Source organism: Streptosporangium becharense (assembly GCF_014204985.1).
Taxonomy (GTDB): domain Bacteria; phylum Actinomycetota; class Actinomycetes; order Streptosporangiales; family Streptosporangiaceae; genus Streptosporangium; species Streptosporangium becharense.
The window spans coordinates 1229971-1250629 of sequence record NZ_JACHMP010000001.1; the positions used below are offsets into that span (position 1 = coordinate 1229971).

Annotated in this window: 17 protein-coding genes; 3 read left to right on the plus strand and 14 right to left on the minus strand. The window is 70.3% G+C overall.

From position 1 onward, the window contains the following. Positions 1-14: 14 nt before the first annotated feature. The 5 genes from alaS to F4562_RS05380 are packed head-to-tail and all read right to left on the minus strand — an operon-like array spanning position 15 to position 5216. Positions 15-2687, minus strand: a complete 2673-nt coding sequence (alaS, locus tag F4562_RS05360; protein ID WP_184547754.1) for an alanine--tRNA ligase — start codon at positions 2685-2687, stop codon at positions 15-17. Position 2688: 1 nt separating this feature from the next. After that, a complete protein-coding gene (locus F4562_RS05365) occupies positions 2689-2943 on the minus strand; it encodes a hypothetical protein (RefSeq protein WP_184547756.1) in 255 nt (84 codons plus the stop codon). Then, complete coding sequence (locus F4562_RS05370) at positions 2940-3332, minus strand: DUF948 domain-containing protein (RefSeq protein WP_184547758.1); 393 nt, start codon at positions 3330-3332, stop codon at positions 2940-2942. Before F4562_RS05370 ends, F4562_RS05365 begins: the two co-directional genes overlap by 4 nt. Positions 3333-3374: 42 nt before the next feature. Continuing rightward, the gene (locus F4562_RS05375; RefSeq protein ID WP_184547760.1) at positions 3375-4700 is read right to left on the minus strand and encodes a replication-associated recombination protein A; all 1326 of its coding nucleotides are present in this window, start codon (positions 4698-4700) and stop codon (positions 3375-3377) included. A 54-nt stretch (positions 4701-4754) separates the two neighbouring features. After that, complete coding sequence (locus F4562_RS05380; protein WP_184547762.1) at positions 4755-5216, minus strand: hypothetical protein; 462 nt, start codon at positions 5214-5216, stop codon at positions 4755-4757. 200 nt (positions 5217-5416) lie between these two features. Between F4562_RS05380 and F4562_RS05385 the strand changes: the two genes are divergently transcribed. Further along, the gene (locus F4562_RS05385) at positions 5417-6307 is read left to right on the plus strand and encodes a peptidylprolyl isomerase (RefSeq protein ID WP_184547764.1); all 891 of its coding nucleotides are present in this window, start codon (positions 5417-5419) and stop codon (positions 6305-6307) included. Positions 6308-6764: 457 nt separating this feature from the next. Here the strand turns inward: F4562_RS05385 and aspS are convergent, their stop codons facing one another. The 3 genes from aspS to F4562_RS05400 are packed head-to-tail and all read right to left on the minus strand — an operon-like array spanning position 6765 to position 10506. Continuing rightward, positions 6765-8516: an aspartate--tRNA ligase gene (gene aspS / locus F4562_RS05390; protein ID WP_184547766.1), complete on the minus strand. Its 1752-nt coding sequence runs from the start codon at positions 8514-8516 to the stop codon at positions 6765-6767. Continuing rightward, the gene (gene hisS, locus F4562_RS05395; protein ID WP_184547768.1) at positions 8513-9775 is read right to left on the minus strand and encodes a histidine--tRNA ligase; all 1263 of its coding nucleotides are present in this window, start codon (positions 9773-9775) and stop codon (positions 8513-8515) included. The genes aspS and hisS overlap by 4 nt, the downstream gene beginning before the upstream one ends. 2 nt (positions 9776-9777) lie before the next feature. Next, complete coding sequence (locus tag F4562_RS05400; protein ID WP_184547770.1) at positions 9778-10506, minus strand: MBL fold metallo-hydrolase; 729 nt, start codon at positions 10504-10506, stop codon at positions 9778-9780. A gap of 148 nt (positions 10507-10654) precedes the next feature. Between F4562_RS05400 and F4562_RS05405 the strand changes: the two genes are divergently transcribed. Then, positions 10655-11506: a peptidylprolyl isomerase gene (locus F4562_RS05405; protein WP_184547772.1), complete on the plus strand. Its 852-nt coding sequence runs from the start codon at positions 10655-10657 to the stop codon at positions 11504-11506. A gap of 39 nt (positions 11507-11545) precedes the next feature. Then, positions 11546-12796 (plus strand): DUF349 domain-containing protein, encoded by a 1251-nt coding sequence (locus F4562_RS05410; protein ID WP_184547774.1) that lies wholly within the window; start codon positions 11546-11548, stop codon positions 12794-12796. Between the two features lie 147 nt (positions 12797-12943). Here F4562_RS05410 and F4562_RS05415 read toward each other — a convergent pair whose 3' ends face one another. From F4562_RS05415 to ruvB, 6 genes are all read right to left on the minus strand, one after another. Next, on the minus strand, positions 12944-15139 hold the full coding sequence (locus F4562_RS05415) for a RelA/SpoT family protein (RefSeq protein WP_184547776.1): 2196 nt from the start codon (positions 15137-15139) through the stop codon (positions 12944-12946). 237 nt (positions 15140-15376) lie between these two features. After that, the gene (locus tag F4562_RS05420) at positions 15377-15895 is read right to left on the minus strand and encodes an adenine phosphoribosyltransferase (RefSeq protein WP_184547778.1); all 519 of its coding nucleotides are present in this window, start codon (positions 15893-15895) and stop codon (positions 15377-15379) included. A gap of 62 nt (positions 15896-15957) precedes the next feature. Further along, positions 15958-16998 (minus strand): protein translocase subunit SecF, encoded by a 1041-nt coding sequence (secF, locus tag F4562_RS05425; protein WP_184547780.1) that lies wholly within the window; start codon positions 16996-16998, stop codon positions 15958-15960. Further along, entirely contained in the window at positions 16998-18818 is a 1821-nt protein-coding gene (secD, locus tag F4562_RS05430; RefSeq protein ID WP_184547782.1) for a protein translocase subunit SecD, read from the minus strand. The genes secF and secD overlap by 1 nt, the downstream gene beginning before the upstream one ends. A gap of 84 nt (positions 18819-18902) precedes the next feature. Continuing rightward, on the minus strand, positions 18903-19259 hold the full coding sequence (gene yajC / locus F4562_RS05435; protein ID WP_311734271.1) for a preprotein translocase subunit YajC: 357 nt from the start codon (positions 19257-19259) through the stop codon (positions 18903-18905). Between the two features lie 226 nt (positions 19260-19485). After that, positions 19486-20541: a Holliday junction branch migration DNA helicase RuvB gene (ruvB, locus tag F4562_RS05440; protein ID WP_184547784.1), complete on the minus strand. Its 1056-nt coding sequence runs from the start codon at positions 20539-20541 to the stop codon at positions 19486-19488. Positions 20542-20659 lie beyond the last annotated feature (118 nt).

Genomic DNA, 20659 nt, shown 5'->3' on the forward strand with positions numbered 1-20659 from the left:
GGCGTCGTCGATCGTCAGCCGAGCGTCTGGGCGATCGCCTGCCCGACGGCGCCGAGCGCCTCGTCGATCGCCTCGGGACGCACACCACCGCCCTGGGCGACGTCGTCCTTGCCGCCACCGCCGCCACCGAGCGCCTTCGCGGCGACACCGACCAGCCTGCCCGCCTTCAGGCCGCGCTCGCGTCCCGCCTCGTTGACCGCGGCGACGACGACCGGCCGGTCACCGGGGACACCGGCGACGACGATCACCGCGGCGCGGTCGCCCGGGAAACGGCCGCGCACGTCAAGCGCGAGCTTACGCAGGTCGTCGGGGGAGGTGCCATCAGGCGCGCGGTGCGTCACGACGGAGACGCCCTGCAGGTCACGGGCGTTCGCGGCGAGTTCTCCCGCCGCGGCCAGCACCTGGGCCGAGCGGAGGCCGGCCAGTTCCTTCTCCGCGGCGCGCAGCCGGGTGACGATGCCCTCGATCCGCTCGGGCAGCTCCTCGCGGCGGGCCTTGAGCTGCTCCGACAGCTGGGCGACGAGCACGCTCTCCTTGGCCAGGAAGCGGAAGGCGTCCAGACCGACCAGGGCCTCCACCCGGCGCACGCCCGCGCCGATCGACGCCTCGCCCAGCACCTTCACCAGGCCCAGTTGCCCAGAGCTGGCGACGTGCGTGCCGCCGCAGAGCTCACGGGAGTAGTCGCCGACCTCGACGATGCGGACGGTGTCGCCGTACTTCTCACCGAACAGGGCCAGCGCGCCCATCGCGCGGGCCTCGGCCTGGGAGGTGTGGAAGGCGTTGACCCTCAGGTCGTTGATCAGAACCGCGTTGACCTCGTCCTCGACGTCGCGCAGCACGCTGGGCGAGACGGCCCCGGCCGCGGTGAAGTCGAAGCGGAAGCGGCCGGGCGAGTTCTCCGAACCGGCCTGCGCCGCGGTCTCGCCCAGCGCGTTGCGGAAACCGCGGTGCACCAGGTGGGTGGCGGTGTGGCTGCGGGAGATGGCCCGGCGCCGCTCGACGTCGATTTCGGCCTGTGCCTGGTCACCCACCCGGATCTCCCCGACGCGGACCTTGCCCCGGTGCACGATGACGCCGGAGACCGGCGACTGCACGTCCGTGACCTCCAGCTCGGCCCCACCGGTGCGGATGACGCCCTGGTCGGCGAGCTGACCGCCGCCCTCGGCGTAGAACGGGGTGCGGCTCAGCACGACCTCGACGAAGGAGCCCGCACCCGCCGCGGGGGCCGGGAGCCCGTCGACGAGGATGCCGACGACCTCGGACTCGGCCGTCACCTGGTCGTAGCCCAGGAACTCGATCCTGCCGGTCTTCTCGAGGATCTCGCCGAACACCGAGATGTCGGCGTTGCCGGTCTTCTTCGCGGCGGCGTCGGCCTTGGCCCGGTCGCGCTGCTCCTTCATCAGCCGGCGGAAGCCCTCCTCGTCTACCTTGAGGCCCTGCTCGGCGGCCATCTCCAGGGTCAGGTCGATCGGGAAGCCGTAGGTGTCGTGGAGCTGGAACGCCTGCTCGCCGGCGAGCGTGCCCCGTCCCTTGCGCTTGCTCTCCTCCACGGCCACGTCGAAGATGGCGGTGCCGGTGCGCAGGGTGCCCAGGAAGGACGCCTCCTCGGCGTCGATCACGCCGTGGATCTGCGGCGCGTCGGCCTTGAGCTCGGCGTACTGCTCGCCCATGACGTCGACGGTCACCGCGGTGAGCTCGTGCATGTAGCGCTCCTCGCCCGCGCCGAGCAGGCGCAGGTTGCGGATGGCGCGGCGCAGGATGCGCCGGAGCACGTAGCCCCGGCCCTCGTTGGAGGGCAGGACGCCGTCCGCGACGAGCATCACGCCGGTCCGGACGTGGTCGGCGATGACACGCAATGAGACGTCGGCCCGCGGGTCACGGCCGTAGCGCGACTTGGTGAGCTCGGCGGCCCGGTCGAGGATCTTGTAGGTGGTGTCGATCTCGTAGATGTTGTCGACGCCCTGCAGGATCGCCGCCATGCGCTCCAGGCCCATGCCGGTGTCGACGCTCTTGGCCGGCAGTTCGCCCGCCACGTCGAAGTCCACCTTGGTGCGGACCGCGCTGAGCTGGAACTGCATGAAGACGTTGTTCCAGACCTCCAGATAGCGGTTCTCGTCGGCGACCGGACCACCTTCGCGGCCGTACTCGGGACCGCGGTCGTAGTAGATCTCGCTGCACGGCCCGCCGGGGCCCGGCACGCCCATGTGCCAGTAGTTGTCGGCGAGGTCGCGGCGCTGGATGCGCTCCACCGGCACGCCGGCCTTCTTCTGCCAGATGTCGGCGGCCTCGTCGTCGTCGAGGTAGACCGTGACCCAGAGCCGATCTTCGGGGAAGCCGAAGCCCCCCTCGGCCTCGGACCGGGTGAGCAGCTCCCAGGCGAACGGGATCGCCTGCTCCTTGAAGTAGTCGCCGAAGGAGAAGTTGCCGAGCATCTGGAAGAAACTGGCGTGCCGGGTGGTCTTGCCGACCTCGTCGATGTCGAGGGTCCGCACGCACTTCTGCGCGCTGGTGGCCCGCTTGTAGGGGGGCTTCTGCTGGCCCAGGAAGTAGGGCTTGAACGGCACCATGCCCGCGTTGACCAGAAGCAGGGTCGGGTCCTCGGCGATGAGGCTGGCCGAGGGCACGACGGTGTGCCCACGCTCCTCGAAGAAGCGCAGGAAGCGGCGGGCGATCTCTGCCGACTCCATGTCAGCGGCCATCCTTTACGTCGTAGTTATAGGGATTTTCCACAGTGTCGAGCCCGAACCTGGACCGCAACACGGTTTCCCGCTCCGCCGCGCCGTCCAGGGCGTCGCCGGCGAAGTCTCGCGCCTGCTCCAGGATCCCGGTGGCGTTGCGCACGGCGCGGCGCGCCAGGTGGTTCGGATGCAGTGTCTGAAGCTTACGCATGACCCACACCGCGCCGAACGCGCCCAGAGCCATGTAGAAAAGTCTGCGGATCATCGACGCCGCCTCTCCAGAACGCGGGGGCCGGGCCTGCCGCGCCTGCGGGCGCCCAGGGCGTGACGGACACCGTGGGTGAGGGCCGCGAGCTTGATCAGAGGACCGGTGACCAGGTTCTGCGTCACGTCGCTGACCTTGGCCACGTGTCCGCTGACCTGCTTCACGTCGCGCGTGATGGCCTCGACCGCGACCAGCTGGCGGTTGGTCTCGCCGACGGCCGCCGTGACGTCCTCGAGCAGCGGCACGACGCGCTCGCTCAGCTCGGAGACCATCTTGGTGGTCTCGGTGAGCAGCCGCGCCAGCCTGACGAGGACCACGATCAGGAAGCAGACGAGGATCGCCCAGGCCATCGCGACGATCAGTCCAGCGACCTCTCCTGCGGTAAGCATGCGCCGATCTCCTTAGTTCACCCGGCCGGAATGGGCAAGACCCTATCGCGTCTCGCCCCGCTCCCCGCGGACGAAGGAGCGGATCTTGGACCAGCGCTCGGCGAAGCCGGCCTCGGCGCCGTGGCGGGTCGGCTGGTAGTAGCGCCGCTCCCGCAGTTCCCCGGGGATGTACTCCTGGCGGACCAGGCCGTGCTCGAAGTCGTGGGGATACCGGTAGCCCTTGCCGTGGCCGAGTTTGCGGGCCCCGGCGTAGTGGGCGTCGCGCAGGTGCTCGGGGACGTGGCCGATGGCACCGCGCCGGACGTCCTCGACGGCGGCGCCTATCGCCTTGATCACCGCGTTGGACTTGGGGGCCAGGGCACAGTGGATGACGGCCTGGGCCAGGTTGAGCCGTCCCTCGGGCAGGCCGATGAACTCCACCGCCTGGGCCGCGGCCACGGCGACCTGCAGGCAGGTGGGGTCGGCCATGCCGACGTCCTCGGAGGCGAAGATGACGATCCTGCGGGCGATGAACCGCGGGTCCTCCCCCGCCTCGATCATGCGGGCGAGGTAGTGCAGGGCGGCGTCGGCGTCGGAGCCGCGCATGCTCTTGATGAAGCCGCTGATCACGTCGTAGTGCTGGTCGCCCTGGCGGTCGTAGCGGACGGCCGCCTTGTCCACCGCGCGCTCCACCACCTCGACGGTGATCTCACCGTCGGCGATCAGCGCGGCCGCCTCCAGGTAGGTGAGCGACCTGCGGGCGTCTCCGCCGGCCAGCCGGACCAGGTGCTCGGCGGCCTCGGGCGTCAGTGCGACCTTCCCCCCCAGGCCGCGCGGGTCGGCGACGGCACGCTCGACGACGGCCCGCACGTCGTCCTCCGACAGCGACTCCAGGGTCAGCAGCAGCGAGCGCGACAGCAACGGCGAGATGACGGAGAAGAAGGGGTTCTCGGTGGTGGCGCCGATGAAGGTGACCCACCGGTTCTCCACGGCGGGCAGCAGCGCGTCCTGCTGGGCCTTGTTGAAACGGTGCACCTCGTCGACGAACAGGACGGTCTGGCGGCCGGACATGCCGAGCTCACGCCTGGCCTGGTCGATGGCGGCGCGGACCTCCTTGACACCGGCCGACACCGCGGAGACCTCCACGAAGCGGCGTTCGGTGACGCCCGCCACGACGTAGGCGAGGGTGGTCTTTCCGGTGCCGGGCGGGCCCCACAGGAACAGCGACATGGGCGCCTCCGCCTCGACGAGGCGGCGAAGGGGCGTGCCGGGGCCCAGCAGGTGCCGCTGGCCGATCACCTCGTCCAGGCTCCGGGGGCGCATCCGCACCGCCAGGGGCTCCTGGCCCCGATGGGCCTCCTCCGCCGCCGAATCGAACAGGCTGTCCACGTCTGAGACAGTACCGCCGCCGACGACGGTACCGGTCCCGGAACGGGGCGTACCTCAGCTCCCCCAGACCGCGGTGGCGCCGGTGTGCCCGGCCTGCACCACGTAGTAGAGCGCGGCGAGGGCCAGGACCACGGTCAGCCCGGAGACGGCCAGCTCGACCGGGCGGCCGAACCGGTCGGCGCGCGAGATGTGGACCAGCGCCAGCGAGGACACCCCCAGGCCGACCGCGGCCAGCAACAGCGGAAGGCTGAAGCTCGCGTGCTCGGCGATGCGAGCACCGAACTCGCCGCTCGCGGAGGAGAAACGGCTCTCGACGAGCGCCGCGCCGCTCGCCCTGGCGGCGAAGACGCTCACCGGGACGATCGGGGCCAGTCCCACCACCGCCCAGGCGAGCACGGGACGCGTGCGCGGCGCCAGCGCGTAGACGCAGGCGAGGATCGCCAGGAGCGGGGTGAGAACCACGGCGGCGTGGATGATCAGGGGGTGGGCGGGGAGGCCGAGGATCTCGTCGAACATGAGTGGCTCCGGTGTGGGGGGTTCCGTTGTCAGCAGGTATGGATCCCACCATGGGCAGGTTATGGAGAGTGTGAAGAAAATCCCGTCACTCCCTATCGGCACATGTGGCGAATTGCGTCACTTACGTACAGCACACGCTGAGGCCGGTACGCTTTCGGCCTGTCCGTAGTCAAGTAACAGCAATCCTGGAGGACGTAGCGGTGAGCGCCGAGGACCGCCAGAGCCAGCTGGCTCGGGAACACAAGGAGCGGCAGGCGAAGCGTGCCGAACAGGCGGCGAAGTCGAAGCGCAACGCCACGCTTGGAGCGGTCGCCGCGGTGGTCGTCGTCGTCGCCGGGCTGGTCGTGGCGATGACCCTGGTCACGAGGGGTGACGACGGTGACACCGGCAAGACCGCGGCCTCCGGCTCCCCCACCCCCACGGCAAGCGCGAGTGTCCCGGCGTTGACTCCGCCCTCCCCCGCCGAGCTGGCCAAGAAGACCTGCGAGTATCGCAAGGACACCAGCGGCAGCCCGGCCAAGAAGGTGGGCATGCCGCCGGCCAAGCCCGACCTGAAGGCGAAGACCATGACGATCACCACCAACCATGGTGTGGTGGTGATCGACCTGCTGACCGAGCTGGCGCCGTGCTCGGTCAACTCCATGGCCTTCCTGGCCAAGAAGAACTTCTACGACGACACCAGGTGCCACCGCCTGGCCACCCCGGAGAACTCCGGGGTCGGCCTGATCCAGTGCGGCGACCCGCAGGCCAAGGCCGACGGCAAGAACCCGACCGACGGCCAGGGCAGCTCGGGCTACGTCTTCGACGATGAGAGCCTCGAGACCGCGCAGTACACCAAGGGAGTCGTCGCCCTGGCTCAGCCCGTCGACGCGAGCAACCAGAACGGCAGCCAGTTCTGGATCTCGATGGCGGACGAGACCAACCAGATCGACAAGGCGTACACGCCCTTCGGTGTCGTCTCCAAGGGCATGGACGTCCTGGAGAAGATCTACAACGGTGGATGGATCACCAACCCCGACGACATCACCGGTGACGGCGGCTCCACCGCCCCCAAGATCCCGTTGATCATCAAGGACGTGCGGATCTCCTAGGACGAGTTCCTCCAGCGGCCCCGGCTGCGGACGCCCCCGACGCCCCGGCGGTCATCGGACCGCCGGGGCGTCGGGGCTTCGGGCGCCGAGGGGGACGCGCTGTGGGCCCCGTCCGGGCACGGAACGCTGTCGAGCCTCGCGAGGGCCGGAGCACGGGGCGGGCCGGGTCCCGAGCGGGCCCAGGAAGACCGAGCGTGGATCGCAGCCCGCCTCACGCCTCCTCGGAGGCGGCCGCCCCTCCCGGCCGCACAGGGCCGCTCTGAGGGGCGCCGGGCCGCGCGGGAGGAGACCGGGCCGCAGGACGCGAGGCCGCGCCGCAGGACGCCGGGCCGCCACGGGAGGACGCGAGGCCGCAGACGACGAGGGGCCCCGGGGGATGACTCCCCCGGGGCCCCTCGTCATGACCCGGCCGTCCGCCTCAGCCCGGACCCCGCCGAGGGCCCGGGAACGGGACGAATCAGGCCTCGGCCTTGGGCTTGGCGTCCACGCCCGCCTCCTTGCGCTGTTCGGCCGTGATCGGAGTCGGCGCGGCGGTCAGCGGGTCGAAGCCGGAGGCCGTCTTGGGGAAGGCGATGACGTCGCGGATCGAGTCGCCGCCCGCCAGCAGCATGCAGACCCGGTCCCAGCCGTAGGCGATGCCGCCGTGCGGCGGGGGGCCGTACTTGAACGCCTCCAGCAGGAAGCCGAACTTGGACTCCGCCTCCTCCTTGGAGATGCCGAGCACGTCGAAGACCCGCTGCTGCATCTCGGCCCGGTGGATACGGATCGAGCCGCCGCCGATCTCCATGCCGTTGCAGACCATGTCGTAGGCGTACGCCAGGGCCTCGCCGGGGTTGTCCTGGAAGGTGTCCGCCCACTCGGGCTTGGGGCCGGTGAACGGGTGGTGGACCGCGGTCCACCCGGTCTGCCGGCCGACCTCGTCGTGCACGGGCTCGAACATCGGCGCGTCGACGACCCACAGGAAGCTCCACGCCGACTCGTCGATCAGGCCGCAGCGGCGGCCGATCTCCAGCCGGGCCGCGCCGAGCAGGTCGCGGGAGGACGCGGCGGGACCGGCCGCGAAGAAGATCGCGTCGCCGGGTGCGGCCCCCACCTTCGCGGCGAGACCAGCGGTCTCGGTCTCCGAGAGGTTCTTCGCCACCGGCCCGCCGAGCGAGCCGTCCTCGCCGACGAGCACGTACGCCAGGCCCCTGGCGCCGCGCGACTTGGCCCACTCCTGCCAGCCGTCGAGCTCCTTGCGGGTCTGCGAGGCGCCGCCGGGCATGACCACGGCGCCCACGTACGGCGCCTGGAACACGCGGAAGGAGGTGTCGGCGAAGAACTCGGTCATCTCGACGAGCTCCTGGCCGAAACGCAGGTCGGGCTTGTCGGAGCCGTACCGGGACATGGCCTCGGCGTAGGTCATCCGGGGCAGCGGCGCCGGCAGCTCGTAGCCGAGGATCTCCTTCCAGATCCGCCCGATCAGCGCCTCACCCAGCGCGATGACGTCGTCCTGCTCCACGAAGGACATCTCGACGTCGATCTGGGTGAACTCCGGCTGACGGTCGGCGCGCAGGTCCTCGTCGCGGTAGCACTTGGCCAGCTGGTAGTAGCGCTCCAGGCCGGCGACCTGGAGGAGCTGCTTGAACAGCTGGGGCGACTGCGGCAGGGCATACCAGCTGCCGGGCTGGAGCCGGACGGGGACCAGGAAGTCGCGGGCGCCCTCGGGGGTGGAACGGGTGAGCGTCGGGGTCTCGACGTAGGTGAACCCGTGCTCGTTCATCACCTCGTGGGCCAGGTAGGTGGCCCTGGAGCGGATGCGCATGGCCTGGGCGACCTGCTGGCGGCGGATGTCGAGGTAGCGGTACTTCAGCCGGGCCTCCTCGGAGACGCCCACGCCGCCCTCGACGGGGAACGGCAGCGGCGCGGACTCGCTGAGGATCTCCACCTCGGAGGCGACGACCTCGATCGCGCCCGTGGGCAGGTCGGGGTTCTCGTTGCCCTCGGGACGGACCCGCACCTCTCCGACGACCTTGACGCAATACTCGGCGCGCAGACCGTGCGCGTCGTCCTCCTCGCGGAAGACCACCTGGGCGGAGCCCGAGGCGTCACGCAGGTCGATGAAGACCACGCCGCCGTGGTCCCGGCGGCGCGCCACCCACCCGGCCAGCGTCACGCGCTGCCCGGCGTGCTCTCCGCGCAGTGATCCCGCTTCGTGCGTGCGGATCATTTGTCCAGTCTCTCCTTCAGCGTCATGACGATCTCAGCGAGCGGTACGGCGGTCTGGTCGCCACCGGCCAGGTCCTTGACCTGGGCGGTCCCGGCGGCGAGGTCGCGGTCGCCGAGGATCACGGCGTAGCCCGCCCCCGAGCGATCGGCGGATTTCATCGCGCCTTTCACGCCCTTGCCGCCGAACGACATGTCGGCGGTCAGTCCGGCCCGTCGCAGCTCGGTGACGAGGAGGAACATCCGGCGGCGTGCCTCCTCGCCCAGCGGCACACCGTACACCTGCACGCCCGTCCCGACGTCGTCCCCGAGCAGCCCCTCGGACTCCATGGCGAGGATCATGCGGTCGACGCCCAGCGCCCAGCCGACGCTGGGCAGCGCGGGACCGCCCAGCATCTCGCTCAGCCCGTCGTATCGGCCTCCGCCGCCGACCGCCGACTGGGAGCCCAGGCCGTCGTGGACGAACTCGAACGTGGTGCGCGTGTAGTAGTCGAGACCGCGGACCAGGCGCGGGTCGTCGACGAAGGCCACGCCCGAGGCGGTCAGCAGCGAGCGGACCTCCTCGTGGTAGGCCTTGCACGCCTCGCACAGGTGGTCGACGATCAGCGGCGCCCCGGTCAACTGGGCCCGCACCTCGGGCCGCTTGTCGTCGAGCACCCGCAGCGGGTTGATCTCGATGCGCTGCCGGGTGGGCTCGTCGAGGTCGAGGCCGCGCAGGAACTCCTGGAGGGCGGACCGGTAGACCGGACGGCACTCCCGGTCGCCCAGCGTGTTGAGCAGCAGGCGCACCCCGGTGAGCCCCAGCCCGGTGTAGCCGTCGACGGCCAGCAGGATCAGCTCGGCGTCGAGCGCCGGGTCCTCCGCGCCGAGCGCCTCGGCGCCGACCTGCCAGAAGTGGCGGTAGCGGCCCTTCTGTGCCCGCTCGTAGCGGAACTGGCTGCCCGAGTACCACAGCTTCACCGGCAGCCGCCCGGTGTGCAGGCTGTGCTGGAGGACCGCGCGCACCACCGGGGCGGTGCCCTCGGGGCGGAGCGTGATGGAACGCCCACCCTTGTCCTCGAAGGTGTACATCTCCTTGGAGACGATGTCGGTCGACTCCCCCACCCCGCGTACGAACAGCGTGGTGTCCTCGAAGACCGGGGTCTCGATGTAGCCGTAGCCCGCCCTGCGGACGGGGGCGGTCAGCGTCTCGCGCACGGCGAGCGCCCGCTCGGATCTGGGTGGAAGCCAGTCAAAGGTGCCCTTGGGCGCCTGCAAATTCATTTTTAAAGTCCCCTGCCGGGACCACGGTCGTGCCCGGGGCCCGCGAAGCCGGCACCCGCGACCGCCCTCGCCTCGGCGAGATACGGGTTCGTGGCACGCTCGTGGCCGATCGTGGTCTGTGGTCCGTGACCGGGCAGGACCACCGTCTCCTCCGGCAGCGGCAGGCACTTGGTCGCCAGGCTGCGCAGGATGGTCGGGTAGTCGCCGCCCGGAAGGTCGGTGCGGCCGATGGAGCCGGCGAAGAGCAGGTCGCCCGAGAACAGCACGTCGGGAATCTCCTCGGCGCCGGGCAGCCTGAACGTCACCGACCCCCTGGTATGGCCCGGGGTGTGGTCGACGGTGATCTCCATGCCCGCCAGCCGCAGCACCTCGCCGTCGGCGAGCTCGCGCACGTCGTCCGGCTCGGCGAAGGTCAGGCCGCCGAACAGTTGCTGCCGGGTGGACAGCGACAGCCCCTTGCCGGGATCGGACAGCAGCTCGCGGTCTTCGGGATGGATCCACGCGGGGACGTCACGCGCGCCGCAGACCGGCGCGACCGACCACATGTGGTCGATGTGACCGTGGGTGACCAGCACCGCGACCGGCTTGAGCCGGTGCTCGCGCAGCACGTCGTCGAGGTCGCCGACGGCGTTCTGGCCTGGATCGACGACCACGCACTCCTCGCCCGCGGCGGGAGCCACGACGTAACAGTTGGTCTGGAAGGACCCTGCGGGAAAGCCGGCGATGAGCATCTGCCTCAGCTGATCTCGTCAAGAATGCGGATGGGAATGTAACCGAAGGGTACCGGTGCGGGTCGGCGGGCTGCGAACCATTGCCCGTTGGCCGATACGATTCGCCCACCTCATTAAGTGATACTCCAGCACTCGGGAGGACGAAGCGGTGAGCGGCAAGGAGCGCCAGAAGCAGCTGGCGCGCGAGCACTACGAGCGGCAGATGCAGCGACGCGCCGAACGCGCCGCGCACGACGCCCGTGTCAGGCGCAACGCGCTCATCGGCACCAGCGTGGCCGGCGTGGTGGTCGTGGGCGGTGTGATCGCCGCGACCGTCCTGTTCGGAGGGTCCGACACCAAGACCGGGGGGGCCGACACCGGGACCACGCCGCAGGCGGCCGCGGCGCCCAGGGCGTTCGATCCGGCCAGCGGCACCTGCGGGTACGGCGCCGACACCGACGGCAGCCCGGCCAAGAACGTGGGCATGCCCCCCGCGAAGGTCACCGGCAAGCCCACGACGATGACCCTGGCGACCAACCGGGGCGACATCGTGATCAAGCTGTCACCCGACAAGGCGCCGTGCACGGTCAACTCCTTCGCCTTCCTGGCGGAGAAGGACTACTTCGACGGTTCGAAGTGTCACCGCATGGGATCCAAGCGGTTCCCGGTGCTGCAGTGCGGCGACCCGCTGGCCAAGGCCGACGGCAAGAACCCGACCGACGGTCAGGGCGGACCGGGCTACCGTTTCCTCAGCGAGAACCTCGAAGGCGCCAAGTACACCCGCGGCGTGGTCGCCATGGCCAACAGCGGCGCACCCGACACCAACGGCAGCCAGTTCTTCATCGTGTACGGGGACGCCCCGCTGAGCCCCGACTACACCCCGTTCGGTACGGTCACCAAAGGGCTGGAAATCATCGACAAGGTGAACAAGGCCGGTGTCATCACCCCGGGGCCGGACGACACCGGGGCTCCGAAGGAAACCGTTGAAATCAAAGACGTGACAATGTCCAGCGAGAGCTGACGTAATACATCCAAGGGACAAACCAGTCCCGAAAGGCTGATGAAAGTGCGGGAGGACACGGTGAGCACCGACCCGTGGGGCCGGGTAGACGACGACGGCACCGTCTACGTACGTACGGCTGAGGGAGAGCGGGCCGTCGGGTCCTGGCAGGCCGGGGAACCCGAGGAGGCCCTTGCCTACTTCCGTCGCAAGTTCGACGAGCTGGCCGGGCAGGTGACGCTGCTGGAGCAGCGCGTCCGCGGCACCGATCTGCCGCCCGCGCAGGCGGAGGCGACCATCGTCAAGCTGCGCGACGCGATCACCGGCGCGCACGCCGTCGGCGACCTCGACTCGCTGCTGGGCCGGCTGAACGCCCTCACGGAGCTGGTCGCCCAGCGCCGCGAGGAGGTCAAGGCGGCCCGTGACGTGGCTCGCGCGCAGGCCAGGGCCGTCAAGGAGCGGATCGTCGCCGAGGCCGAGCGCATCGCCGACGAGACCACCCACTGGAAGAGCGCCGGTGAGCGGCTGCGCGAGCTGATCGAGGAGTGGAAGGCCGCCGACCGCATCGACCGGGTGACCGAGGCGGCCCTGTGGAAGCGGCTGTCGACGGCCCGTACGGCCTTCGCCAAGCGGCGCAAGGCCTACTTCGCCGGGCTGGACGAGCAGCGCGAGAGCATCCGCGCCACCAAGGAGCGGATCGTCGCCGAGGCCGAGGCGCTCGCCTCGTCCACCGACTGGGGCGCCACCGCCTCGGCCTACCGCGAGCTGATGCAGCAGTGGAAGGCCGCCGGCCGGGCCTCCCGTGAGGTGGAGGACGAGCTCTGGGCTCGGTTCAAGGGCGCCCAGGACCAGTTCTTCCAGGCCCGTTCGGCCGTCTTCGCCGAGCGTGACGCCTCGCTGGCGGCCAACGCCGAGGTCAAGGAGGAGCTGCTGGCCGAGGCGGAGAAGATCCTGCCGGTCTCCGACGCCCGCAGCGCCAGGAACACCCTGCGGGGCATCCTGGAGCGCTGGGAGGCCGCCGGGCCGGTTCCCCGGGAGCAGCGCGACCGCCTGGAGGGCGGGCTGCGCAAGATCGACGACGCGGTCCGCAAGGCCGAGGAGGCGGAGTGGAAGCGCTCCAACCCCGAGGCCCGCGCCCGTGCCCAGAACACGGTCGACCAGCTCCGCAAGTCGATCGGGCAGCTGGAGGACCGCCTGGCCAAGGCGCAGGCGGCCGGCAAGGACAAGGAGGTCAAGGACACCGAGGAGGCCCTGACCGCCCGGCGTTCCTGGCTGGAGGAGGCGGAGCGCACGCTCGCCGAGTTCTCCTGACCCACCGGGCGGCCCCGCCCGGAGAACCCCGGCGGCCGCGGGGGGCGCTTCCGCTCGGAGCGCCTCCCGCGGCCCCGTGCGTCACGACGCGGCGACCGGGTGATCCCGGAGGAACGGGACGCCACGCGGCGACGCGCGGGCCGGGCCTCAGGAACCGGCGCCGCTGACCCGGTAGACGTCGTAGACGCCCTGGATGTTGCGGACGGCCTTCAGCACGTGGCCCAGGTGCTTCGGGTCGCCCATCTCGAAGGTGAACCTGCTGATGGCCACCCGGTCCCTGGACGTCGTCACCGACGCCGACAGGATGTTCACGTGCTGGTCCGACAGGGTCCGGGTGACGTCGGACAGCAGGCGTGGCCGGTCGAGGGCCTCGACCTGCAGGGCGACCAGGAACACCGAGTCGTCGGCGGCCGACCAGGAGACCTCGACCAGGCGGTCGGGCTCGGACCTGAGCTGCTCGATGTTGGGGCAGTTGGTGCGGTGCACCGACACCCCGTGTCCTCGGGTCACGAAGCCGATGATCTCGTCACCGGGGACGGGCGTGCAGCAGCGCGACAGACGCACCCAGACGTCGGAGTCTCCCGCGACCACCACGCCGGCACCGCCGCTGCCGCGCGGGCGCCCGCGCAGCTTGGTCGGCACGGAGGTCTCGGCGATGTCCTCCTCGGCGCCCTCCACCCCTCCGATGGAGGTGAGCAGCTTCTGCACCACCGCCTGCGCGGCGATATGGCCCTCGCCGACGGCCGCGTAGAGAGCCGAGACGTCGGCGTAGCGCAGGTCCCTGGCCAGGACCAGGAGGGACTCGCCGGACATCAGGCGTTGCAGCGGCAGGCCCTGCTTGCGCATGGCCCGGCCGATCGCCTCCTTGCCGGCCTCGATCGCGGTCTCCCGGCGTTCCTTGGAGAACCACTGGCGGATCTTGTTGCGGGCCCGGCCGGACTTGACGAACTTCAGCCAGTCACGTGACGGCCCCGCGTCGGGCGACTTGGAGGTGAAGATCTCCACGGTGTCGCCGTTGCTCAGCCGCGACTCCAGCGGCACCAGGCGGCTGTTGACCCGGGCGCCGATGCACCGGTGGCCCACCTCGGTGTGCACGGCGTAGGCGAAGTCGACGGGCGTGGCACCCTCCGGCAACGCGATGACCTGCCCCCTGGGCGTGAAGACGTAGACCTCCGAGACCGACAGGTCGAACCGGAGCGACTCCAGGAACTCGCCCGGGTCGGCGGTCTCCTTCTGCCAGTCGAGGAGCTGCCGCAGCCACGCCATGTCACCGGCGGGCTTCAGCTTCGACCCCGGTGAGCCCGCGCCGGCCATCTCCTCCTTGTACTTCCAGTGCGCCGCCACCCCGTACTCGGCCCGGTGGTGCATGGCGTGGGTGCGGATCTGCAGTTCCACGGGCTTGCCCTCGGGGCCGATGACCGTGGTGTGCAGCGACTGGTACATGTTGAACTTGGGCATCGCGATGTAGTCCTTGAACCGGCCGGGAACCGGGTTCCATCGCGCGTGTATCGTTCCGAGGGCCGCGTAGCAGTCGCGGACCGTGTCGACCAGGACCCGGATGCCGACCAGGTCGTAGATGTCGTCGAAGGCGACGTCCCTGGCGATCATCTTCTGGTAGACGGAGTAGTAGTGCTTGGGGCGGCCCTTGACGGCCGCGCGGATCTTGGCCTCACGCAGGTCGCCGGAGACCTTCTCGATGACCTCCTGCAGGAACAGGTCCCGGCGCGGGGCCCGCTCGGAGACCATCCGGGCGATCTCGTCGTACCGCTTGGGGTAGAGCATGGCGAACGCGAGGTCCTCCAGCTCCCACTTGATGGTGTTCATGCCCAGCCGGTGCGCGAGCGGCGCGAAGATCTCCAGCGTCTCACGGGACTTCTGGTGCCGCTTGTGCTCGGGCAGGTAGCGCATGGTGCGCATGTTGTGCAGCCGGTCGGCGAGCTTGATCACCAGCACCCGGATGTCGCGGGACATGGCCACGACCATCTTGCGCACGGTCTCGGCCTCGGCCGCGGCGCCGAACTTGACCTTGTCGAGCTTGGTGACGCCGTCGACCAGCAGGGCGATGTTGTCGCCGAAGTCGGCGCGCAGCTCGTCCAGCCCGTACGCGGTGTCCTCGACGGTGTCGTGCAGCAGCGCGGCGCAGAGGGTCTCGTCGTCGGTGCCGAGCTCGGCCAGGATGGTCGCCACCGCCAGCGGGTGGGTGATGTACGGATCACCGCTCTTGCGCTTCTGGTCGCGGTGGTGGTAGGCCGCCACGTCGTAGGCGCGCTCGATGAGCCGCAGGTCCGCCTTCGGGTGGGTCGCACGGACCGTACGGAAGAGCGGCTCCAGCACGGGATTCATGGTGCCACTCCATTGCCCCCCAAAGCGTGCGAGCCTGCGCCTGACCGCCGGCTTCTCTTCGGTGGCTCCGGACACGGCGGAACCGGCATCGCCTGCCGGCGCGGCCGTCTCGGGGCCGCCACCGCCGGCGGTCACGTCGGGGACGACCACATCACGGGGCACGCAGACTCCTCATGTTCGAGTCCAGATCCCTCAGTGTATCCAGACCGGCTTGGGTGTATTCGTCCGCAGGGCCGATCAGACGACGACGAGGGAGTGCACCTCGACGTCGACCAGGCGGTCGCGGCCCTTGAGGAAGCCGAGTTCCATGAGCACGGCGATGGCGACGACATCGGCCCCCGCCCTGCGGACCAGCTCCACCGCCGCCTGCGCCGTGCCTCCGGTGGCGAGCACGTCGTCGACGATGAGGACACGCTCACCGGGGTGGAAGGCGTCCCGGTGAACCTCGATGGTGGCGGAGCCGTACTCCAGATCGTAGGACGCCTCAAGCGTCTCGGAGGGCAGTTTGCCTTTCTTCCGCACCGGGACGAAGCCCGCGCCCGCCCGGTGGGCGACCGGAGCGGCCAGGATGAACCCCCGGGCCTCGATGCCGACGATCTTGTCGACCCGGTACGTCCCGGCGAGGGCGTCGACCACCGCGGCGAACGCCACCGGGTCGGCGAGCAGCGGGGTGATGTCCTTGAAGAGCACTCCCGGCTGGGGGTAGTCGGGCACGTCGCGGATCCGGTCGAGGATCAGGCTGGTCAGGTCGGTCATGGTCACTCCCCTTTACGAAAAAGCCTCCGCTCCCGGCGGGAGCGGAGGCGGGTCAGACTTGCCTACTTCTTCTTGCGCTTCTCGTCACCGGCCGGGGTGCCGCCGGCGGTCGCTCCCACCGGTTGACGCGCGGCCTTGACCCCGGAGCCCGCTCCGCCGGTGGCGGCGAGCCTGCGGGCGATCGCCTGGTAGCGCGGCTCGCGCTCCTTCAGCGTGACCAGCAGCGGCGTCGCGACGCACAGCGAGGAGTAGGTGCCGACGATCATTCCGACGAACAGCGACAGCGACAGGTCCTTCAGCGTTCCGGCGCCGAACAGCGTGGTGCCGATGAACAGGATCGCCGCGACCGGCAGGATCGCCACCAGGGTGGTGTTCAGCGACCGGATCAGCGTGTGGTTCAGGGCGTCGTTGGCGGCCTGGGTGTAGGTCACCTTGGAGGTCGTGCCGAGCTTGGCGGTGACCTCCTTGATCATGTCGAAGACGACGACGGCGTCGTACAGCGAGTAGCCGAGGATCGTCAGGAAGCCCAGCAGCGTGGCCGGGGTGACCTCGAAGCCGGACCAGGCGTAGACGCCGGCGGTGATGACCAGGTCGTGGACGAGGGCCACGACCGCGGCCAGCGCCATCTTCCACTCGAAGGCCATCGTCAGGTACAGGATGATCGCCAGCATGAAGACGATCAGGCCCTGGATGGCCTTGTCGGCGACCTGGCCGCCCCACGAGGCTCCGATCACCTGGAGGGTGACGTCGTTCTGCCGCAGGCCGAAGCCCTTGGCGGCCGCGTTCTGCACCTCGGTGACCTTCTCGGCGGGAAGGCTCTCGGTGGTGACCCGCCAGCCGTTGTTGGTCTCCTGCACGATCACCTGGTGCACGCCGGCGTCGACGAAGGTGCCGCGCACCTTCTCGATGCTCACGGTCTGGGCGGGCTTGAAGGAGAAGACCGAACCGCCCTTGAACTCCACGCCCAGGTTGAGGCCGTTCACGACCAGACCCGCGATGGAGATGAGCAACAGGAAGGCGGAGAGGCCGTACCAGAGCTTCCTGCGGCCGACGAAGTCGACGTTGACCTCGCCCCGGTACAGCCGGCTCGCGATGCCGGACATCAGGCCTCCTGCGGAGCGGTCTTGGGGGCGACGGTGGTCTCGCTCATGCGCTCGGCGTCGAGACCGGAGAGCTTGTGGCCCTTGGCGAAGAACCTCAGCCTGGCCAGCAGCGCGACGAACGGCTTGGTGAACATGAACACCACCACGATGTCGATGAGGGTCGTCAGGCCCATCGCGAACGCGAACCCGGCCACGCCGCCGACCGCCAGGAAGTACAGCACCACGGCGGCGATGAACATGACCGCGTCGGCGATGAGGATGGTGCGCCGGGCACGGACCCAGGCGACCTCGACGGCCGCGCGCAGCGAGCGGCGGCCCTCCTTCATCTCGTCACGGATGCGTTCGAAGTAGACGATGAACGAGTCGGCGGTGATGCCGATCGAGACGATCAGACCGATGATGTGCGGCAGCGACAGGCGGAAGTTCGCGAACTCGCCGAGCAGCACCACGGACTGGTAGGTCAGGACCGTGGCCACCACGAGGCTCAGCACCGACACCACGCCCAGACCCCGGTAGTAGAGCATCGAGTAGACGAGCACCAGCAGCAGGCCGATCCCGCCGGCGATGAGGCCGCCGCGGAGCTGGTCGGCGCCGAGGGTGGAGGAGACCTCGTCGATGGAGCTCTTCTCGAACTTCAGCGGCAGCGCGCCGTACTTCAGCTGGTTGGCCAGCTCGTCGGCCTCCGGCTGGGTGAAGCCGCCGGTGATCTGCGCACGGCCGCCGGTGATGGGCTCCTGGATGGCCGGCGCGGAGATGACCACGCCGTCGAGGACCACGGCGACCTGGTTGCGCGGGGCCTGCGAGTTGAAGGCGGTGGTGGTGAGCTTCGACCACTGGTCGGGGCCCTGGCCCTTGAAGGAGAGCTGCACGACCCACGCGCCGGTGTTCGGCTCGACGCCGGAGCTCGCACTGTCGATGGTGGTGCCGGTCAGGGCCGCCTTGTCCAGGATGTACTTGACATAGACGTCGTTCTTGGGGTCGTTGTCGTTCAGGTCGTCGAAACCGCACCCGACGTACTGCTTGTTCGGGTCGTCCTGGGCGCCCTGGCCGTTCTCCTTGGCGCAGTCGAGCGTCTTGAAGCGCTCGAGGGCCGCCGGATCGATGCCGGTGGTGTCGACGCCGGCCAGCGGGTCGTTCTCGGCCGCCTGGTCGGGCGCCGGGGTGGCCCCGGCGTCCGGGGTGGCGGTCGCCTTCGGCGTCGCGGTCGGCGTGGGGGTGTTGCGGCGCGGCTTCGCAGAGGGAGAGGCGTCGGCGCCCCGCGTCGCCGAGGGGGCCGGGCTGGGGTTGGTGAGCGCCGACGACAGGGCCCGGCCGGCGGGCGAGCCGCTCGGGCCGGGCGCCGCGGTCTGGGCGGGCCGGGTCGGCGTGGGGGTCGCCTTGGCCTTCTGGCGGCCGGACGAGGTGGGGGAGGCGGTGGGAGACGCGGCGGGGGTCGGGGTCGGCGCCTGGGTGGACAGCTCGCCCGGGGGCGTGGGGGTCCCGGGCCCGATCGCCAGCACCTGGCGGAAACGCAGCTCCGCGGTGGTGCCGACCAGCTTGACGACTTCCTCCTGGCCCACCCCGGGGACGGAGATGACGATGTTGTCGCCGGCCTTGGCGACCTCGGCGTCGGAGATGCCGCTGCCGTTCACCCGGTCGCGGATGATGTTCACCGCCAGGTCGAGGCTCTCCTCCGAGGGAGCGCTCCCGTTCGGCGTGATGGGCTGCAGCGTCACGGTCGTGCCGCCGGCGAGGTCGAGGCCATATTCGGGGGTGAGTGCCCTGTTCAGGAACATCGCCCCGCCCATGGCGAGAATGATCGCCAGAAGCACCAGGAGCATGCGCCCCGGTTTGCTCTGGCCGCTGGTCGGTCGGGCCACTGGTCGTCGATTCTTTCGGTTATAGGGGATCGGTGGTGAACCTGATCACGGCTTTCTGGTCGTCGAGTCGTGGTCGTCGCCCTGCTCGACGGTCTTCACCACGTCGTCGGACGCCTCGGGAGCGTCCTCCGCGTCGGGGACGGGGGTCACGACGCGGCCGATGGCCGCCTTGACCCAGCGGGTCTCCACGCCGGGTGCGACCTCCAGGATCACGTCGTCGGCGTCGATGGCCACGACCGTCGCGAAGAGACCCGTCGTGGTCATGACGCGGGTGCCCGGCGTGATGCTGTTCTGCATCTGGATCTGCTCCTGCTGCCGCTTGCGCTGCGGCCGGATGAGCAGGAAATAGAACACCACGACCATAAGGGCGATCATGATGAGGCTCGAATAGTTGCCGCCCACTGGACCGCTCCCTCTCTTGAGAATGACCGGCCGTCGCCGGACGTCGTATACGGGCCACGCCGCTCAGCACGTCAGCCTACACAGCCAGCCAAGCCACGGAGTTTAGGCGAGCTGTTAGAAGCGCGGCAACGAGGTCACGATTCGGCGCACGGGGAAGTTCCCGTTTCGATACCGTTGTCACTCATCTGTGATCAACTCTGTACGGCTTCCCCACTGAATCCCAACGTTAGACCTGCCCGCCGTCATCCTCAAGATCGATCATGAACGAGGCGCCGAAGGCGTCCGGCGGCGGGGTCAGGCCGAGGTGCGTCCAGGCCGCGGCGGTGGCGACCCGGCCGCGCGGGGTGCGGGCCAGCAGGCCCTGCCGCACCAGGAACGGCTCGGCGACCACCTCGACCGTCTCCGGTTCCTCGCCCACGGCGACCGCCAGCGTCGACAGCCCGACGGGACCGCCGCCGAACTTGCGCAGCAGGGCCCCGAGGACCGCGCGGTCGAGCCGGTCGAGCCCTTCGGCGTCCACCTCGTAGAGGTTGAGCGCGGCCGAGGCGATGTCGCGGGTGACGATCCCGTCCGCGCGCACCTCGGCGAAGTCGCGGACCCGGCGCAGCAGCCGGTTGGCGATGCGGGGCGTGCCACGTGAGCGACCGGCGATCTCGCGGGCGGCGTCGTCGGGGAGCGCGACGCCCAGCAGGCGCGCGGAGCGCTGGAGCACCTGCTCCAGCTCGCCGACCGTGTAGAAGTCCATGTGCGCGACGAAGCCGAACCGGTCACGCAGCGGCGCGGGGAGCATGCCCGCCCGGGTGGTGGCCCCGACGAGGGTGAACGGCGCGATCTCCAGCGGGATCGCGGTCGCCCCCGGCCCCTTGCCCACCACGATGTCGACGCGGAAGTCCTCCATCGCGAGGTAGAGCATCTCCTCGGCGGGTCTGGACATCCGGTGGATCTCGTCGATGAACAGGACCTCGCCCTCCGACAGCGTCGACAGGATCGCCGCCAGGTCGCCCGCCCGCTCCAGCGCGGGACCCGAGGTGATCCGGATCGGCGCGGACAGCTCGGTTGCGATGATCATGGAGAGGGTGGTCTTGCCCAGCCCGGGGCCGCCGCTCATCAGCACGTGGTCGGGCGGGCGGTTACGCCGCAGCGCGCTCTGCAGCACCAGCGAGAGCTGCTCGCGCACCCGGGCCTGGCCGATGAACTCCTCCAGCCGCCGGGGCCGCAGCGCGGCCTCGATCGACTTCTCGTCGCCGTCGGCGTCCGGCGACACCAGATCGCGCTCGCTCACACCCGTCCACCTCCCCTCGTGCGCAGGGACCGCACCCGGCGGGTCTCCCCGCACGCCTTCCGGTACACCGTACGGCGGGGCGGCGCGGCGTCTTCGCGCACCCGCGCGACGGAGCCGG

Bases quoted from the DNA above. Each gene is read 5' to 3' on its own strand.
- secD (WP_184547782.1), bottom strand. From the start codon at position 18,818: ATGCTCCTGGTGCTTCTGGCGATCATTCTCGCCATGGGCGGGGCGATG.
- alaS (WP_184547754.1), bottom strand. From the start codon at position 2,687: ATGGAGTCGGCAGAGATCGCCCGCCGCTTCCTGCGCTTCTTCGAGGAG.
- aspS (WP_184547766.1), bottom strand. From the start codon at position 8,516: ATGATCCGCACGCACGAAGCGGGATCACTGCGCGGAGAGCACGCCGGG.
- F4562_RS05365 (WP_184547756.1), bottom strand. From the start codon at position 2,943: ATGATCCGCAGACTTTTCTACATGGCTCTGGGCGCGTTCGGCGCGGTG.
- F4562_RS05410 (WP_184547774.1), top strand. From the start codon at position 11,546: ATGAAAGTGCGGGAGGACACGGTGAGCACCGACCCGTGGGGCCGGGTA.
- F4562_RS05400 (WP_184547770.1), bottom strand. From the start codon at position 10,506: ATGCTCATCGCCGGCTTTCCCGCAGGGTCCTTCCAGACCAACTGTTAC.
- F4562_RS05370 (WP_184547758.1), bottom strand. From the start codon at position 3,332: ATGCTTACCGCAGGAGAGGTCGCTGGACTGATCGTCGCGATGGCCTGG.
- F4562_RS05420 (WP_184547778.1), bottom strand. From the start codon at position 15,895: ATGACCGACCTGACCAGCCTGATCCTCGACCGGATCCGCGACGTGCCC.
- hisS (WP_184547768.1), bottom strand. From the start codon at position 9,775: ATGAATTTGCAGGCGCCCAAGGGCACCTTTGACTGGCTTCCACCCAGA.
- F4562_RS05415 (WP_184547776.1), bottom strand. From the start codon at position 15,139: ATGAATCCCGTGCTGGAGCCGCTCTTCCGTACGGTCCGTGCGACCCAC.
- F4562_RS05380 (WP_184547762.1), bottom strand. From the start codon at position 5,216: ATGTTCGACGAGATCCTCGGCCTCCCCGCCCACCCCCTGATCATCCAC.
- secF (WP_184547780.1), bottom strand. From the start codon at position 16,998: ATGTCCGGCATCGCGAGCCGGCTGTACCGGGGCGAGGTCAACGTCGAC.